Source organism: Bradyrhizobium sp. USDA 4501, from assembly GCF_054062115.1.
In genome coordinates, this window is sequence record NZ_JBSSEX010000001.1 from 7,447,896 (window position 1) to 7,465,497 (window position 17,602).

Sequence of the window (17,602 nt, forward strand, 5' to 3'; positions counted from 1 at the left end):
ACGCTATTGCACACGGGCAATTGCATTGATGCAGGCACCGTCCGAAACCATTCGGCCTAGTTCGGCGGCCGAGGAAGGCAGCGCGTTGCCGTGCTTTTCATCGAAAAAACGGTACCCGTTTGGAATGAAATACGAAAAGAGTTCTTCTAGGGAGGTCCCTCGTTCCTCGAGCACGTAGGGCGCCAGTTCCATGACGAAAATCGGCTTCACGTCCTTCATGAGCTTTGGGGCTCCGCGGAGAACGTCGCACTCGTAGCCATCCACATCCAGCTTGACGAGCTGCACCCGCAGATCCGGGAACTGGGCCAGAACATCGTCGAGTCTGCGGGCTTGCGCGGCTTCCGTGCGCATCTCACGCCCAAGGTGCTTTGCGTGCAAGCCGCTTTCATTGGTGAGCGGCCAGCTCGAATAGATGGCTGACGGAACGGGTTCGGCGTCCTTGCCGGTCAGGAAGCAGTGCAGAGGGATCACGCGCTTCTGCAGCTCGGGATTCAGTTCGAGATTGCGATTGAGCTTGCGAAAGGCGAAGTCGGTCGGTTCGAAGGCGAGAACGCGTCCTTCCGGACCAACGAGGTGAGCCAGATGGAGCGTGTGGGCTCCTACATTGGCCCCAATATCGAGGACCAGTGATCCGGGCTTCACAAGCCCGCGCAGCGTGACCCTCGTTTGGCGCTCGTAGATATTGCCGAGATAGATCGCGAAATCGATGCCTTGCGCCAGGTCCAGATCGTAGTTGATGCCGTTTCTGACGGCGATCTGACGATCGGATCTTCCCAGCAGCGACCGTCCAGCGCGAACGGCGCGGTACATCAAGCGAGCGGCACCGATCTTGTGAGTGGTTTTCATTGGCGAATTTGGTGTCCCTAAAGCCGGCACTCTTAACGAACGTCGGCGCGGTTGTAAAACGTGCGGATTGGGTCGCTCGTCGAGCTCGGCTCCCCGATGCGAAGGGGGCTGTGGAACTTTTGTTTGAAAATCGGTGGTTGTGACAATTCGCGCCGCAAAAGCGCGGCGAGAGAGCGCATCCGATCGTGTGGACCAGGCGATGGCGGTCAAACAGGGGGCGGTCGTGCCTCGCGGTATGGTCCTTCGATAGCGCGTAGGCCTTCCATTGGTGGGAAGATGGTGATATGAACTCACCACGTGAAGCTTCTGCCCACTCTTGTCCCACTCGCCGCTGCCCACCCAAGGCGCCATGAAGAACGACGAAATCCTCAGCCAGATCACGGATTTCTGCCGTCGCTCCGACATGGCGGAGACGACGTTCGGCCGCCGCGCCGTCAATGACGGCAAGCTGGTGTACCGGCTGCGGGAGGGCAAGCGCATCACGATCGATACGCTCGACCGCATCAACGCCTTCATCGCGACCTCGACGCCGGGCGGCGTGGCGCCGCCGCGCGGCCTCGTGGTGCCGCCGGAAAAGCGCGATCCGCGGGGCAATTTCCGGTTCTTCGAGAACCGCCAGCGCTATTTGCTGTTCGTCCACACCTGCAGCGAGAAGCGGGTGATTGCCGACCGGGTTGCGCTGGAATTGGCCGCCATCCATCCGCGGCCGCCGGCACTGCGGGTGTTCGATGCCGGGATGGGCGACGGCACGGTGCTGGCGCGGGTCCTGCGCGCCATGCATGGCCGCTTCCCACATATGCCGTTCTATGTCGCCGGCAAGGAACTGAGCCTCGAGGACGTCCGCCTCACCCTCGACAAGGTCCCCGACCGCCTGTTCGAACACCCGGCCAGCGTCTTCGTGTTCACCAACATGTATTACGCCGAGGCGCCGTGGCTGACGCCCAAGAACTCCGCGGCGGCCGCCAGCATGATCTGGCACGAGGTGGCCCTGCGGGGCGCGTCCTCGGGTGAGTTCGAGGCCCAGATCGCCGAACTCGGTCCGTTCCTGGAGCAGAACTGGCGCGCCAATCTCAGCCCCGGCAATGCGATGCCGATCTATGAGCGGCCGGTGGCGCTGGTCCTGTACCGGGACGATCACCGGTTCCTGCTCGATTCCATCATTCCGCGGGCCGGCCGCACCGAAGCCAATTTCGATCTTGTGATCGCCTCGCAGCCCTACCGTGCCAAATCTTCGGTGAACTTCCGCGCCAAGCGGATCATCGCGCCGCTGGCCCGCGCGCTGCGCGGCGGCGGACGGCTGATAGGAATCCACTCCCACGGCGGCGATCCCGGGCTTGAAATGATTCAAGCCGTCTGGCCCGGAGAAAATCCTTTCGCCGTCAGCCGCCATGAGATACTGCGCGCGGTGAAATACGAGCTGGGCTCCGCCGGCCGCGAGCTGAACTTCAACGCCTACGCCGATAACCGTTCGATCTTCCGATATGATATGGAAGCGCTGCCCAATGAGGTAACCGGCTCGATCGGAACCTCGACGGCCTTTGCTGCGTGGAATGCGGCGGTGTATGTCGCGCAGATCGAAGATGAGCGGTTGACCGAAACGACCGAAAACGGACGAGCTCTCGAGGCCACGCGCGAAGTTCTCCGCAAACACAACGGGCTGTGGTTCTACGACGAATCCTACGTCATCTCGCGGCGACGAGACTGACATGCCTGGGACATATTCACCAACCAACGTCGGACTTCGACTTAACAAGGGGTTTGCTTGATGCGCGCGTCTTACCTGTTCACCAGCGAGTCGGTCTCGGAAGGCCATCCGGACAAGGTCTGTGATCGTATCTCGGATGAGATCGTCGATCTGTTCTATCGCGAGGGACCGAAAGCGGGCATCGACCCGTGGCAGATCCGCGCGGCATGCGAGACGCTCGCGACCACCAACAAGGTGGTGATCGCCGGCGAAACGCGCGGCCCGAGCTCGGTCACCAACGACCACATCGAGAGCGTGGTTCGCTCTGCAATCAAGGACATCGGTTACGAGCAGGACGGCTTCCACTGGAAGAACTGCGACATCGAGATCCTGCTGCATCCGCAGTCGGCCGACATCGCGCAGGGCGTCGACGCGCTGCAGCCGGGCGAGGTCAAGGAAGAGGGTGCCGGCGACCAGGGCATCATGTTCGGTTACGCCACCAACGAGACGCCGGACCTGATGCCGGCGCCGATCTTCTACGCCCACAAGATCCTGCGGCTGATCTCCGAAGCGCGCCACTCCGGCCGCGAGAAGGTGCTGGGTCCGGACTCCAAGAGCCAGGTCACGGTGCAGTACGAGAACGGCAAGCCGGTCGGCGTCCGCGAGATCGTGGTCTCGCACCAGCATCTGGTCGAGGACCTGTCGTCCAAGCAGATCCGCGACATCGTCGAGCCCTATGTCCGCGAGGCGCTGCCGAAGGAGTGGATCACCGACAAGACGATCTGGCACATCAATCCGACCGGCAAGTTCTTCATCGGCGGTCCCGACGGCGACTCCGGCCTGACCGGCCGCAAGATCATCGTCGACACCTATGGCGGCGCGGCTCCGCATGGCGGCGGCGCGTTCTCCGGCAAGGATCCGACCAAGGTCGACCGCTCGGCCGCCTATGCCGCGCGCTATGTCGCCAAGAACATCGTCGCGGCCGGTCTCGCCGACCGCTGCACGCTGCAACTCGCCTATGCGATCGGCGTGGCGCGTCCGCTGTCGATCTACATCGACACCCACAGCACCGGTAAGGTGTCGGAGGATCAGCTCGAGAAGGCGGTGGCCAAGGCGATGGATCTGACGCCGCGCGGCATCCGCAGCCATCTCGACCTCAACCGCCCGATCTACGCGCGCACCTCGGCCTACGGCCATTTCGGCCGCACGCCCGACAATGAGGGCGGCTTCTCCTGGGAGAAGACCGATCTCGTCGAGCAGCTGAAGCGCGCGCTCTGATACTTGCGTCATTCCGGGGCGCCCGCGGGAGCGAGCGAACCCGGAATCCCTAATCATCACCTCGAGATTCCGGGTTCGCCTCTTCGAGGCGCCCCGGAACGACCAGTTCAACGACAGGACGCTCAAATGAACGCCCCCACGAAGCCCGGCTTCACCGACTACATCGTCAAGGACATTGCGCTCGCCGATTTCGGCCGCAAGGAGATCTCGCTGGCCGAGACCGAGATGCCCGGCCTGATGGCCACCCGCGAGGAGTTCGGCCCCAAGCAGCCGCTGAAGGGCGCGCGCATCGCGGGCTCGCTGCACATGACGATCCAGACCGCGGTCCTGATCGAGACGCTGGCCGCGCTCGGCGCCGACATCCGCTGGGTCTCCTGCAACATCTATTCGACCCAGGATCACGCCGCCGCCGCGATCGCCGCGGCCGGCATTCCGGTGTTCGCAGTCAAGGGCGAGACGCTGACCGAGTACTGGGACTACACAGCCAAGCTGTTCGACTGGCACGGCGGCGGCACGCCCAACATGATCCTCGATGATGGCGGCGACGCCACCATGCTCGTGCATGCCGGCTACCGCGCCGAGCAGGGCGACACCGCCTTCCTCGACAAGCCGGGCTCCGAGGAAGAGGAAATCTTCTACGCGCTGGTCAAGCGCCTCTTGAAGGAGAAGCCGAAGGGCTGGTTCGCCGAGATCGCCAAGAACATCAAGGGCGTCTCGGAGGAGACCACCACGGGCGTGCATCGCCTCTACGAGATGGCGAACAAGGGCACGCTCCTGTTCCCGGCGATCAACGTCAACGACAGCGTCACCAAATCGAAGTTCGACAACCTCTATGGCTGCCGCGAGTCGCTGGTCGACGGCATCCGCCGCGGCACCGACGTGATGCTGTCGGGCAAGGTCGCGATGGTTGCCGGCTTCGGCGACGTCGGCAAGGGCTCGGCCGCCTCGCTGCGCCAGGCCGGCTGCCGCGTCATGGTCTCCGAGGTCGATCCGATCTGCGCGCTGCAGGCGGCGATGGAAGGCTATGAGGTCGTGACCATGGAAGACGCGGCGCCGCGCGCCGACATCTTCGTCACCGCCACCGGCAACAAGGACATCATCACCATCGAGCACATGCGCGCGATGAAGGATCGCGCCATCGTCTGCAACATCGGTCACTTCGACAACGAGATTCAGATCGCGAGCCTTCGCAATCTGAAGTGGACCAACATCAAGCCGCAGGTCGACGAGATCGAATTCCCCCGACAAGCACCGCATCATCATGCTGTCGGAAGGCCGCCTCGTGAACCTCGGCAATGCGATGGGCCATCCGTCCTTCGTGATGTCGGCGTCCTTCACCAACCAGACGCTGGCGCAGATCGAGCTGTTCGCCAACAACAAGGACGGCAAGTACGCCAAGAAGGTCTACGTGCTGCCGAAGACGCTCGACGAGAAGGTCGCCCGCTTGCACCTCGCCAAGATCGGCGTCAAGCTGACCGAGCTGCGCAAGGATCAGGCCGACTATATCGGCGTGAAGCAGGAAGGTCCGTACAAATCGGATCACTACCGCTACTGATCCGCGCCCGCAGCAATCGATCACGTGAAGAGCCCCGGCCTCGCCCGGGGCTTTTTGCTAGGCAGGCTCGTGCATCAAGCTGGGATGCCGCACGCAATTTGACTGGTCGCCCCCGTGCACCGGTCGAGGACCGGTCATACCAAAATGGGCCGTGCAATAAGGTCCTTTTCGGATTCGGGAAATCAGAGATGGCCTGCCAAGGCTCGGGTTGCTAGGGTCGGCTCTCTCGGGTTACAGAGCTACTTGCCCTGCGGCTCTTACCCCGCAATCGGCTAGTCAGTAGGGGAGGCAAATGCGCTGCCCCTCCAAAGTGAGGCATCATCATGGGTTTGGCGCTCAACGTTGCAGTCCTATTGCGCGGGTGGCTTTTGGCACACCATGCCAACGGGCCGGTCGCAACGCTTGGTGTGATGGACTGCGGCTTCTCAGAGAAAGCCTTTACTAAAGCCATAGAGAAGGTTTCGCTATGGGCATCCGCCGATCGCCCTATGAGCGCGGCTCGTTATTTTCAAATGTGCGGAGGGCTAAATGATCTGTCAAGCATCGACATCAGCAAATACGAGGGCGCCGATTTCGAGTTTGATCTAAACAATGAAAGTCTTCCACCTGAATTGATCGGCCGCTTCGGCGTGGTGCTTAACGGCGGGACGCTGGAGCACGTCTTTCACGTTCCGAACGCGCTCACCAACATCTCGCGCATGCTGCGTCCCGGCGGCCTTGCCGTCCATATCTTGCCGATGAGCAATTGCGTTGATCATGGCTTCTATCAATTCAGCCCTACGCTCATGCTTGACTATTATGCGGCGGCGAAATTCGACCTGCTCAACTCGATTTCGCTTCACTTCTCTCCGCAGTCGCCGCGCTGGCTCGTTAAACCAGCCCTGCTCGGCTCGTACGGCGAAGGCCTTATCGGCACCTTCGACCAAAGAATCGCCTTCCACATGCTCGTCGCCCGCAAGCGTCCCGATTCCCTCGATTGGGCAATCCCAATCCAAAGCCTGTACGGCCGGAAATTTACAGGTCAACGCCATCTATCCGACGCGATCGAGTGGTTCAGTCCCTTCGAGATTGAGAACGGTCGCCGGATCGAGTCCGGTAAACCGACCGAGTTTCGTATCGAGTCGTTTGCGAGCAACGGCGGCTTAATGTGGGGTGCGACACTGCCGGATTATCTTCCGCGGGGTGACGACAGTACGAGCCCCATAAGTTCTAGCCTCGCATTGTTCGAGGATGGTAAGCTCCTTGGACCACCCCACTCAGCTCATGACACGATCCAGAAAATTGGGCGAGGCGCATATTCGCATTGGGGTGGAGCGCTCTTCTTGTCGTCTAGCGACGGATCCGATCCAAATACGAATGGACGTCAATACCTCTGCAAGCTGTGAGCGAGTCGGCTATATATTGGTCACGCGGACGAGTTTACTGGAAGAACCTGATGAAGCACCGTCTCGAGCTGGCTGCGGACGTATCGATATTGCTTCCCGATCCGTTCGCAGTTCTAATAGCTTGAACAGAGCATGAGTGAACGGCACCACAGCTCGCTCATGAACCTGGTGATGGTCGCTGATTTCATCAATCGTGTCATTTCGTCACCGGTCGGTGTCGTGTTTCGCTGTTGGATGCAGCCGCGCAGTATCCCGGGAGGTCGTGGAGGCTGGAGTGCCGCGCGCCGATTCGGAGAGTGTTGCCGACAAGTCTTAAATCTGGTTCGATGTTAGCTTGATGCGCCGATCGGACGTACTTTCTTTCGCAAAGGCGCTGCGCGCTTTGAAGACACCAGCCACTACGTGCGCTCGGGCGTCAACCGCATCTCACCGTAACATCCGTGACGATGCGCAGCCCCCCTCGATCGGGTGAGACGGACACATCATACACTGAGTTGTGCTCCGGATAAGCACCGGAGGACTTGCCATGTAGGGCAACTCAGTGGCACTTGCGCGCGAGGAGGGAGCCGGACGAGCGTGCTTAGGTCACGGTCTTTCGGTCGCCGGCGCTGTGCCGTGCCCCAGTTGCCGTGAGATCTCGCCCGCACAATCGCGCAGCGCAGTTGCAATTGCGCTGTCCCAGCTGGCGTCGAAGGTGCCCTCCGGGCCCATCGCTGTGATGACCAGCGCGACGTGGCGGGCGTGATCGAACACCGGCGCGGCGAAGGCGTTGACGCCGGGCAAGGGATCGCCGATCGCCCGCGCCAGCCCGCGGCTGCGGACCTCGGCGAGGATATCGGCCGTCTTCGCGTCCGCCGGCGGACGCTTCGGATTGTAGCCGACGCCGAGGCGATCGAGGCCACTGTCGAGCGCGGTCCTGATTGCGTTCGGCGGCATGAAGGCGGCGAAGGCGCGGCCGGTCGCGGTCTCGAGCAGCGCCACCACCGATCCGACGCGCATCGCGATATGCACCGGATGGCTCGGCTCCTCGAGCCGCACCACGGTCGCACCGTGGGTGCCCCAGACCGACAGCGACACCGCGTGATTGATGCTGTCGGCGAGCGCTGCGATCCGCGGCGTTGCGATCCGTACCGCCGACTGCCGGCGCAGGCTGATCAGGCCGAGCTCGAGCGCCAGCGCCCCGATCTCGTAACGGCCAGTGGTCTCGTCCTGCTCGATCAGGCCGATGCGGGAAAAGCTGACGAGATAGGGATGCGCCTTGGCCGGCGGCATGCCGGCTTCGCGGGCGAGATCGCGCAGCATCATCGGTTCGCCGCTGCGGGCCAGCGCGCGGAGCAATTCTCCGCCGACCTCGATCGACTGTATGCCGCGGCTCTCTCTCGTCATGTGGCCCTGCCAGCTCCGACAATGTGCTTATACGGCGAGAAACCCTCCGTCGACCGGCATGGTCACGCCGTTCACATAAGATGCCAGCTCCGATGCGAGGAACACCACCGGGCCGACCAGCTCCTCCGGCTGCCCGACGCGGCCGAGCGGTGTGCGGCCCAGAAATCCGGCGAGCCGGTCCGGGTCGTTGCGGGTCGCTTCGGTCATCGCCGTTTCGATCATGCCGGGCGCGATCGCATTGACACGAATGCCGTCGGCGGCAAGCTCGCGGGCGAGCGCCTGGGTGAGGAGCTTGACGCCCCCCTTGGACGGCGCATAGCCCAGCGTATCGGCAACGCCGAGGAAGGACGCGATCGAGCCGAGATTGATGATCGTGCCGCGCGTCTCGCGCAATGCCGACAGGAAGGCGTGGGTGACGTTGAATGTGCCGGTCAGGTTGACGTCGAGCACCCGCCGCCAATTCTCGCGTGCACGGGGCGAGCCGATGCCCTCACGGATGATGATGCCGGCATTGTTGACCAGGATCGCGATCGGCCCGACCTCGCGCGCCGCACGCTGCGCCAGCGCGGAGCACGCCTCCGCATCGGTGACATCGAGCTCGAACGGCCATGCCGCGCGGCCGTGCTGGCGAATGTCGGCCGCGGTTTGCTCGGCGCCGGCGCGATCGATGTCGGTCACTACAACGTCCGCGCCATGCGCCGCGAGGCCAAGCGCGATGGCGCGACCGTTGCCGTGCGCAGCGCCGGTCACCAGCGCGCGCTTGCCTGCGAGCAGGGTCGCCATTGCGCTCATGGCGCGCTTCCTTCCGCCGCCACGCCGGCGATGTGCCTGCCCGCGATGTAGCCGAAGGTCAGCGCAGGCCCGAGTGTGATGCCGGCGCCGGGATAGTTGCCGCCCATGATGCTCGCCATGTCGTTGCCGGCGGCATAGAGGCCGGCGATCGGCCGGCCGTCGGCGTCGAGCGCGCGGGCATTGGCATCGGTCCTTATGCCGGCATAGGTGCCGAGATCGCCGATCACCATCTTGATGGCGTAGAACGGCCCGTGCTGGATCGGCGCGATGCAGGGATTGGGCCCGTGCAGCGCATCGCCCTGGTAGCGGTTATAGGCGCGCGAGCCCTTGCCGAAGGCGGGATCGCGTCCCTCCGCCGCGGTGGTGTTGAACTCCGCGACGGTCGCCTCGAGCGCCTTGGCGTCGATGCCGGCCTGCGCGGCGAGCTCCGCCAGCGTCGCGCCGCGCTTGAGATAGCCGGTCTTCAGATGATGGCCGAGCGGCATCGGGCGCGGCGGCACGCAGCCGAGGCCGTATTTGCGCAGCGTCTCGTGATCGCAGATGAGATGCGCCGCGATCTCCTCGCCGGGCTTCGCCGCCTTGATCATCGCCTGCACGAAGTCGTGGTAGGAATTGCCTTCATTGGCAAAGCGCCTGCCGTCGGCCATCACCGCGATCACGCCCGGCTTGGCGCGATCGATGAAATGCGGCATCACGCCTTTCGAGCCGTCCTTGCGCGTCGTGACTGAGACCGGCACCCAGGCCGCGGCATTCGGCAGCGAGTCGTCGACGCGGCCGCCGGCGGATTCCGCAAGGCGCAAGCCGTCGCCGGTGTTGCCGGTCGGGCCCGGCGAATAATGTTCTTTTCCGGTCGGCGCATGCGGAAACATCTTCTGCCGTCGCGCGACGTCATGCGGAAAACCGCCGCAGGCGAGCACCACGCCACGCTTGGCGTTGACGCGGATCGTGCGCCCTTCACGCACGACGACCGCGCCGCGGACCACGCCGTTCTCGACGATCAATTCGCGCACCGGCGAGTTGAGCCAAAGCGGGATCTTGAGGTCGAAGGCGGATTTCGCCAGCCGTCCGGCGAGCGCGTTGCCGTTGGTCAGCGTCATGCCGCGGCCGTTGCGCATCACGTCGATGGCGTGCTTCGACAGCCGTTTGGCGACATAGGCCGCCGAGGTCAGCGATCTCGTCGCGCGCATGAAATGCACAATCTCCTTGCCGGAGCCGAGCATCATGCCGAACACGGTGAGCTCGGGCAGGGGGCTGCCGAGATTCTTGAGGGCGTCGCCGAGCTCGCGGGCGTCGAACGGCCGCGTCACCATCGAGCGGCCGCCCTGCGCGCCGCCCGGCGCTTCCGCATGATAGTCCGGGAAGGTCAGCGGCATGTCGAAGCGCACCGCGGTGCTGGTGGTGAAGAAGTCGACCGCCTTCGGCCCTTCGGTCAGGAACGCATCGACGCGCGCGGCATCAAAGCTGTTGCCGGCCTCGTGGCGCAGATAGGTTTTGGCCTGATCGGGGCTCTCCTCGATGCCCCAGGCCTTGGCCAGCGAGGTGCCGGGGATCCACAGCCAGCCGCCGGAGCGCGCGGTGGTGCCGCCGAACCGCGGCTCCTTCTCGACCACCAGGACCTTGAGGCCGTGATGGCCGGCGGTGACCGCCGCCGACAGCCCGGCGCAGCCGGAGCCGACGACCAGCGCGTCGCAATGATACGTTTCCTGGGTTTGTTCGTTGGCCACGCGATCGATCCTATTTCTTGAGCAGCGGGCACTTCGACTCGGAGATCGGACGATAGGCATCCTCGCCCTTCACCGTCTTGACGATGTCGAGATAATCCCACGGCTCCTTGGACTCCGACGGCTTCTTCACCTTCGCCAGATACATGTCGCGGATCACGCGGCCGTCCTCGCGCAGCTTGCCGCCATGCACGAAGGTGTCCTCGATCGGCAGCTCGCGCATCTTGGCCATCGCCGCCTTCGGATCGTCGGTGCCGGCGGCCTGGATCGCCTTGAGATAATGCAGCACCGAGCCGTAGACGCCGGTCTGGATCATGGTCGGCATCACATTGGCGCGGGCGTGGAACTTCTTCGACCAGGCGCGCGTCTTCTCGTCCATGTTCCAGTACGATGCCGTCGTCATATAGGTGCCCTGCGCGGCGTTGAGGCCGATCGCATGCACGTCGGTGTCGAACATCAAGAGCCCGACCAGCTTCTGGCCGCCCTGCACGAGGCCGAACTCGCCGGACTGCTTGATCGAATTGTCGGTGTCCTGACCGGCATTGGCGAACGCCACCACGTCGGCCTTCGAGCTCTGCGCCTGCAGCGCAAAGGAGGAGAAGTCGGCGGTGTTGGTCGGATGCTTGACGCTGCCGAGCACCTTGCCGCCCATCTCGTTGATGAAGCGCGTCGCGTCCTTCTCGAGCTGCTGGCCGAAGGCGTAATCCGCGGTGACGAAGAACCAGGACTTGCCGCCTTCCTTGATCACGGCCGAGGCCGTCACCTTCGACAGTGCGTAGGTGTCGTAGGCGAAATGCACCGTGTTGGGGCTGCACAATTCGTCGGTCAGCGAGCTCGCGCCGGGACCTGACAAGAGCGCGATCTTGTTGCGCTCGCGCACCATGTTGTGCACGGCGATCGCGATGCCGGAATTCGGGATGTCGACGACGGCGTCGACCTTGCCGTTGTCGAACCAGCCACGCACGATCTGCACGCCGACATCGGTCTTCATCTGGTGGTCGGCGGAGATGATCTCGATCGGCTTGCCGAGCACGGTGGGGCCGAATTCCTCGACCGCCATCCTGGCCGCCTCGACCGAGCCCGGGCCCGAATTGTCGCGTCCCCAGCTCGACAGGTCGGTCAGCACACCGATGCGCACGACGTCGTCGGAAACCTGGGCGTGAGCGGCCGTGGTGATCACCGCGACAATGGCTGCCGCCAGAAACTGTCTCATCATTCCTCCCTTTGGATGTCCGCGTTCTTCGGCGGGTCATCTCAGGATTAGGAATTGTCTAATCAGTTTGTCAATGGCGAATTCGATGTGTGAATAGTGTCACAAGGTTGGCACCAGTGCGGTGCGATGCTTCACATTTGGTGAGCGAACGCTTACATTGGCTCGTCCGGGACGGCACCGCGGCAACGATTTCCGGCTCATTTGCCAGACCGCGCCGCAGTGCCAAGTCACTATGAAACAGGGGAGTTTTCGCGGACGGCGACGCGTCTCGCCGCCCGGACCGGGCCGCCCGTGAAGGGCAAGGCTCCTGCGGGGCGGGGCATGAAGGGCGTCGGCGGGCAGCGATCATAGACGGATCATGTTGAGACAGCTCTTCGCGCCGCAGCTCGTCATTCTTTACGTGCTGGTGGCCTCTACGCTCTACGTCCACTTCCGCGGCAAGCATCGGTTGCGCTTCGCTCGCCAGCTCGGCGATCACTCGACCTACCTCGCGCCCTACAATGTGCTGATGTATGCTGGCTCCGCCGTGCCCAACACGCCGGTGATTCCGGTTGAGCAGTTTCCCGAGCTCAAGAAGCTCTCCGACAATTGGGAGACGATCCGGGACGAGGCCACGCGCCTGTTCGACGAAGGCTTCATCCGTGCCGCGGCCAAGAACAACGACTGGGGCTTCTACTCCTTCTTCAAGAGCGGCTGGAAGCGCTTCTATCTGAAATGGTACGACGACTTCCTGCCGTCGGCGCGGACGCTGTGCCCGAAGACGGTGGAGCTGCTCAACTCGATTCCGAACGTGCATGGCGCGATGTTCGCGATGCTGCCGCCGGGCGGTAAGCTCGGGGCGCACCGCGATCCCTTCGCCGGCTCGCTGCGCTATCACCTCGGCCTCGTGACGCCGAACTCGAACCAGTGCCGCATCCTCGTCGACGGCGTCGAATGCGTCTGGCGCGACGGCGAGGCCTTCATGTTCGACGAAACCTTCATCCACAGCGCCGAGAACAAGACCGACGTCAACCGCATCATCCTGTTCTGCGACGTCGAGCGCCCGATGAAGTTCGGCTTCATGACGGCGATGAACCGCTGGGTCAGCCACAACATCGTCAAGGCGTCGGCGACCCAGAACGTTGACGGCGAGCACGTCGGCGCGCTGAACAAGGTGTTCGGCAAGCTCTACGAGATCCATCTCGCCAGCCGCAAGGTGAAGGAGTGGAATCGGAACGTGTATTACACGCTCAAATATTCCGCGACCGCGCTGATCCTCGGCCTGATCGTGATGTCGGCGCTGCACTGACCGCGGCGGCGTTGCCGCGTTGGAAGCAAAAGCCCCGAAGCATGCTCCGGGGCTTTTTGTCTGGGACGAGAGCTGTGAGGCGGAACAGCGTCAGTCGCGCTCGAAAACCTTGGCGCCAGGGTAGATTCGCCTGGCATAGGCGACGACCCACTCCCTGTCCTGGGTCTCCAGGAACGGAGTTCGGATCTTGCACGACCCGACGATCAGGTGCCACAGGCCGTTCAGCTTCTGAATGTTGACGATCATCTGAGTGGTCCTCGAAACCCGCGTTCCAGTCGACACCTGCCACGCGTGACAGTCTTGCGATTGACGGCTCGGAGCAGTGATCCTGATCACGTTGGAGTAGCCGCGAGTGTAAAAATCTCTCGCCATCGCTCAACTGTACGGGCGTAAGCACGGGCCATCACAAGGAATCAGGCGGGCTATACCAAGGTATGTTGGTGTCGATCAGGAGGTGCAGCCGCAGCGTCGGGGCCGTTCAACTTTGCGCGGCGGCGCGCCTTCGCGCTCCGATCCGTTACGTGGGCGTGATAACGTCCGATCTGGCGTTTCGCATTGAGGGGACCTTGCCATGTCGGAGTCATCAGGAGCTTTTGCGACCACTGCGCTGAGCGGCTACGAGCTGCTGGCCGATCCGCAGCTGAACAAGGGCACGGCGTTCTCCGAGGCCGAGCGCGAGGCGTTCGACCTGCATGGCCTGTTGCCGCCCAATATTTTGACGCTGGACGAGCAGGTCTCGCGCCGCCTCGAGGCGCTGCGCGGTTTTGAGACCGACATCGAGCGCTATGCCTTTCTGCGCGAGCTGCAGGACACCAACGAGACGCTGTTCTACGCGCTCCTGGTCGGCAACCTGGAAGAGCTGTTGCCGATCGTCTACACGCCGACCGTCGGCGAGGGCTGCCAAAAATTCAGTCGGCTGTTCCGCAAGCCTCGCGGGCTGTTCCTCAGCATCCCACATCAGCACCGGATCGACCGCATTTTCGCCCATCCGCGCTTCGATCACGTCGAGGCGATCGTGGTGACCGACGGCGAGCGCATCCTCGGCCTCGGCGACCAGGGCGCCGGCGGCATGGGCATCCCGATCGGCAAGCTCGCGCTCTATACCGGCTGCGGCGGCCTGCATCCGGCAACGACGCTGCCGATCATGCTCGACGTCGGCACCGACAATCCCGATTGCCTGGCCGATCCGCTCTATGTCGGCTGGCGCAACGAGCGCGTTCGCGGCCAGGCCTACGACGACTTCATCGAGGCTTTCGTCGCGGCGGTGGTGAAGCGCTGGCCGCGCGTCCTGCTGCAGTGGGAGGATTTCGCCAAGAACAACGCGACGCGCATGCTCGAGCGCTATCGCGACCGGCTCCTGACCTTCAACGACGACATTCAGGGCACCGCGGCGGTGGCGACCGGCACCTTGCTCTCCGCGATCAACGTCACCGGCGTGCCGCTCACCGAGCAGCGCGTCGCCGTGCTGGGCGCAGGCTCGGCCGGCTGCGGCATCGCCAGCCTGATCCGCGCCGCGATGGTCGATGCCGGCCTGTCGGAGAGCGAGGCGGCGAAGCGCTTCTTCATGGTCGACCGCGACGGGCTGCTGCTCCAGGGCATGGGCGGGCTCGCCCCGTTCCAGCTTCCGTTCGTGCAGGACAGGCAGGCGATCGCGGGCTGGCAGCTCAGCCATCCCGACAAGATCGCGCTGCTCGACGTCGTGCGCAATGCCAGGCCGACCGTGCTGATCGGCGTTTCCGGCCAGGCCGGCGCATTCTCCGAACCGATCGTCCGCGCGATGGCCGAGTGCAACAAGCGGCCGGTGATCTTCCCGCTGTCCAACCCGACCTCGCGCGAGGAGGCGACGCCGGTCGATATCGAGGCGTGGACCGAAGGGCGGGCGTTGATCGGCGTCGGCAGCCCGTTCCCGCCGATCATGCGCGACGGCGCGCGCTTCAAGGTCGACCAGACCAACAACTCCTACATCTTCCCGGGGGTCGGCGTCGGCGCGCTCGCGGTCGGTGCCAGCCGGGTCAGCGACGGCATGTTCATGGCCGCCGCCAAGGCGCTGGCCAGCGTCTCGCCGGCGCGCGACAACCCGAAGCACAATCTGCTGCCGCCGGTCAGCGCGTTGCGCGACGTCTCGCAGACCGTGGCGCTTGCGGTCGCGCTGCAGGCGCACAAGGAGGGATTGGCGAGCAACGTTCCGATCGACCAGGTCGAGGCGCGGATTCACGCCAAGGTCTGGACGCCGCGCTACGTGCCGTACCGCCGCAGCGATCGGGCTTAGAGCTCGGCGCGTCGGCGCGGGGCGATCCTCCGGGCCGCGCGCGGCCCCGCATCGATTTTATGACCATCATGATCGGGTCAGGATGGGCTCGACCTCGCTTACGCCTTCTCAACGGGCTTGACCGAAGTAAGAATTTTCTTCAATCTTGGTATGCCAAATGCCAGTGGCGGTCCTTCGGGGATTTGGACGTCGCGGTGTCCGCAGCCCGCGATCGCACAACATCGACACAACGAGGAAACGGGGAGGGAAGTCGAATGGCCAATCTTGGCATGTCGCGCAGGGAGTTGCTGGTCGGGTCCATGCTCACGGCGGTCGCCGCGGCGGCGCCGCGACCGCTCCGGGCCCTCGACAATACGGGCGCGCTGGCGCGATCGAAGACTGGCATGGTGACGAGCCCGCACGAACTTGCCACGCAGGCAGGGCTCGAGGTGCTGCGCAAGGGCGGCAATGCGATCGAGGCGGTCATCGCCATCGGTGCCACGCTGTGCGTGACCTATCCGCATTTCAGCGGCCTCGGCGGCGACAGCTTCATGGTGATCAGCGACCGCAAGGGAAATGTGCGGACGCTGTCCGGTGCAGGTCAGGCTGCGCTCAACCTGCCGAACTACAGCGGCTCGGTCCCGATCCGGGGGCCTGGGTCGGCGCTGACCGCGGCCACGACCGTCGACGTCTGGGACCAGGCGTTCGATTTCAGCCGCAAGTCCTGGGCCGGAAAGCAGAGCTGGGCGTCGCTGTTCGAGCGCCCGATCGAATACGCCGGCAAGGGCTTCCCGGTCACGCCGTCGCAGCGCTTCTGGCAGGACATGGAAGCGAAGAACCTGCGGGACTGGCCCGACATCCAGCGCATCTTCATGCCCGCCGGCCGGATGCCTGAAATCGGCGAGCCGCTGGTCCAGCCTGAACTCGCGAAATCGCTGGAGATGCTGGCGGCAAATGGCGGGCGTGATTTCTACGAAGGAAAGCTCGCCGCGCGCATTGCGGCCGGACTGAAGCAGATCGGCTCGCCGCTGACCGCCGACGATCTGGCACGCTGCCGCGCGCGCGACGAGACGCCGTTGCGCGTCGGCTATCGCGGCGGCGAGCTGCTCGGGCTGCGCCCGCCGACGCAGGGTCTCACGACACTCGAGATCATGGGTATCCTCGACCGCTTCGAGCTCGCGAAATATCCGGAAGGGAGCGCGGACTACTATTACCTGCTGGTCGAAGCGGTGAAGCAGGCCTTCATCGACCGCAGCCGCTACATCGGCGATCCGGAATTCGTCGACGTTCCGGTCAATCAGCTGCTCTCGGCGAGCTACCTCGACGCGCGCGCGAAGGCGATCAACCTCGAGAAGGCGATGCCGTGGCCGCACGTGTTCAAGAAGGGCGACACGGTTTATCTCGCCGCGACCGACCGGGACGGCAATTGCGTCAGCATGCTGCAAACCGTCTACTACGATTGGGGAAGCGGCATGGTGGCCGGCGACACCGGCATCATCTGGCACAACCGCGGTGCGTCGTTCAACCTCGACCCGGCGAGCCCCAACTGCCTCAAGCCAGGCAAGCGGCCGTTCCACACGCTCAATCCGGGAATCTACCTCAAGAGCGGACGGCCGCATCTGCTGTACGGCACGCAGGGAGCCGACGGCCAGCCGCAGACGCTCGCGGCGGTGCTGACCAGGCTGATTGACTACAACATGGATCCGCTCACCGCGCTGTCGCGACCGCGCTTCCTGCTCGGCAAGACGTTCTCCGATGCGCGCGACAGCTTGAAGCTGGAGAAGGATGCCGGTGAAGAGGTGTTCAAGGCGCTCGCCGGGCGCGGCCACGAAATCAGTCCGATACCAGCCCAGAGCCCGCTCGCAGGACATCCGGGTGCGATCCGGATCGACGCTGACGGAAGCATCACCGGGGCGCATGATCCACGCAGCGACGGGCGGGCGCTCGGGCTGTCATGAGACGAAGCGCGGTGGATTGACGAAGCCGCCCGGCGGCTGCCGGGCGCATCCGGCAGCCATATGCGAAGCATGGTCCGCCGGTGGGCGAGCGGTGGCGGACGACGCCCTCGACGCGTTGCGATCCGTCGCTCGCCGTGGCCGACTGAAGGCCGACTAAAGTTCAAGCCTCGACGGTCCGTTCCGGTGGAACTTTCCGGCGCGCCTTATCGTTTGTGCTCAAACAAACCACAGTCAATATCCGTCCGGGG

Annotated in this window: 12 protein-coding genes and 1 pseudogene; 7 read left to right on the plus strand and 6 right to left on the minus strand. The window is 64.0% G+C overall.

From position 1 onward, the window contains the following. Positions 1-3: 3 nt before the first annotated feature. Positions 4-846 (minus strand): FkbM family methyltransferase, encoded by an 843-nt coding sequence (locus ACVWZM_RS34345; protein WP_253589818.1) that lies wholly within the window; start codon positions 844-846, stop codon positions 4-6. A gap of 349 nt (positions 847-1,195) precedes the next feature. Here ACVWZM_RS34345 and ACVWZM_RS34350 point away from each other — a divergent pair, with 349 nt between their 5' ends. The 4 genes and pseudogenes from ACVWZM_RS34350 to ACVWZM_RS34365 all read left to right on the plus strand — a co-directional run bounded on the left by ACVWZM_RS34350 (position 1,196) and on the right by ACVWZM_RS34365 (position 6,748). Beyond that, a complete protein-coding gene (locus tag ACVWZM_RS34350) occupies positions 1,196-2,551 on the plus strand; it encodes a hypothetical protein (RefSeq protein WP_016843649.1) in 1,356 nt (451 codons plus the stop codon). A 60-nt stretch (positions 2,552-2,611) separates the two neighbouring features. Then, on the plus strand, positions 2,612-3,808 hold the full coding sequence (gene metK, locus ACVWZM_RS34355) for a methionine adenosyltransferase (protein ID WP_253589819.1): 1,197 nt from the start codon (positions 2,612-2,614) through the stop codon (positions 3,806-3,808). A 126-nt stretch (positions 3,809-3,934) separates the two neighbouring features. Next, positions 3,935-5,363: pseudogene (gene ahcY / locus ACVWZM_RS34360) on the plus strand (adenosylhomocysteinase). Positions 5,364-5,686: 323 nt separating this feature from the next. Then, complete coding sequence (locus tag ACVWZM_RS34365) at positions 5,687-6,748, plus strand: methyltransferase domain-containing protein (protein WP_051376449.1); 1,062 nt, start codon at positions 5,687-5,689, stop codon at positions 6,746-6,748. 585 nt (positions 6,749-7,333) lie between these two features. On the opposite strand, the gene ACVWZM_RS34370 is transcribed toward ACVWZM_RS34365, so the two are convergent. The 4 genes from ACVWZM_RS34370 to ACVWZM_RS34385 are packed head-to-tail and all read right to left on the minus strand — an operon-like array spanning position 7,334 to position 11,863. After that, positions 7,334-8,134, minus strand: a complete 801-nt coding sequence (locus tag ACVWZM_RS34370; RefSeq protein WP_225644480.1) for an IclR family transcriptional regulator — start codon at positions 8,132-8,134, stop codon at positions 7,334-7,336. A 27-nt stretch (positions 8,135-8,161) separates the two neighbouring features. After that, on the minus strand, positions 8,162-8,926 hold the full coding sequence (locus tag ACVWZM_RS34375; protein ID WP_456855696.1) for an SDR family NAD(P)-dependent oxidoreductase: 765 nt from the start codon (positions 8,924-8,926) through the stop codon (positions 8,162-8,164). Next, the gene (locus tag ACVWZM_RS34380) at positions 8,923-10,650 is read right to left on the minus strand and encodes an FAD-dependent oxidoreductase (RefSeq protein ID WP_456855697.1); all 1,728 of its coding nucleotides are present in this window, start codon (positions 10,648-10,650) and stop codon (positions 8,923-8,925) included. Before ACVWZM_RS34380 ends, ACVWZM_RS34375 begins: the two co-directional genes overlap by 4 nt. 10 nt (positions 10,651-10,660) lie before the next feature. Then, positions 10,661-11,863, minus strand: coding sequence for an ABC transporter substrate-binding protein (locus tag ACVWZM_RS34385; RefSeq protein WP_456855698.1), 1,203 nt, complete (start codon positions 11,861-11,863; stop codon positions 10,661-10,663). 355 nt (positions 11,864-12,218) lie between these two features. Here ACVWZM_RS34385 and ACVWZM_RS34390 point away from each other — a divergent pair, with 355 nt between their 5' ends. Further along, a complete protein-coding gene (locus ACVWZM_RS34390) occupies positions 12,219-13,148 on the plus strand; it encodes an aspartyl/asparaginyl beta-hydroxylase domain-containing protein (protein ID WP_141342913.1) in 930 nt (309 codons plus the stop codon). 90 nt (positions 13,149-13,238) lie between these two features. Here the strand turns inward: ACVWZM_RS34390 and ACVWZM_RS34395 are convergent, their stop codons facing one another. Then, complete coding sequence (locus ACVWZM_RS34395) at positions 13,239-13,394, minus strand: hypothetical protein (RefSeq protein WP_016843659.1); 156 nt, start codon at positions 13,392-13,394, stop codon at positions 13,239-13,241. Between the two features lie 325 nt (positions 13,395-13,719). Between ACVWZM_RS34395 and ACVWZM_RS34400 the strand changes: the two genes are divergently transcribed. Next, on the plus strand, positions 13,720-15,417 hold the full coding sequence (locus ACVWZM_RS34400) for an NAD-dependent malic enzyme (RefSeq protein ID WP_456816313.1): 1,698 nt from the start codon (positions 13,720-13,722) through the stop codon (positions 15,415-15,417). Positions 15,418-15,671: 254 nt separating this feature from the next. Then, positions 15,672-17,354, plus strand: coding sequence for a gamma-glutamyltransferase (ggt, locus tag ACVWZM_RS34405; RefSeq protein WP_456855699.1), 1,683 nt, complete (start codon positions 15,672-15,674; stop codon positions 17,352-17,354). Positions 17,355-17,602 lie beyond the last annotated feature (248 nt).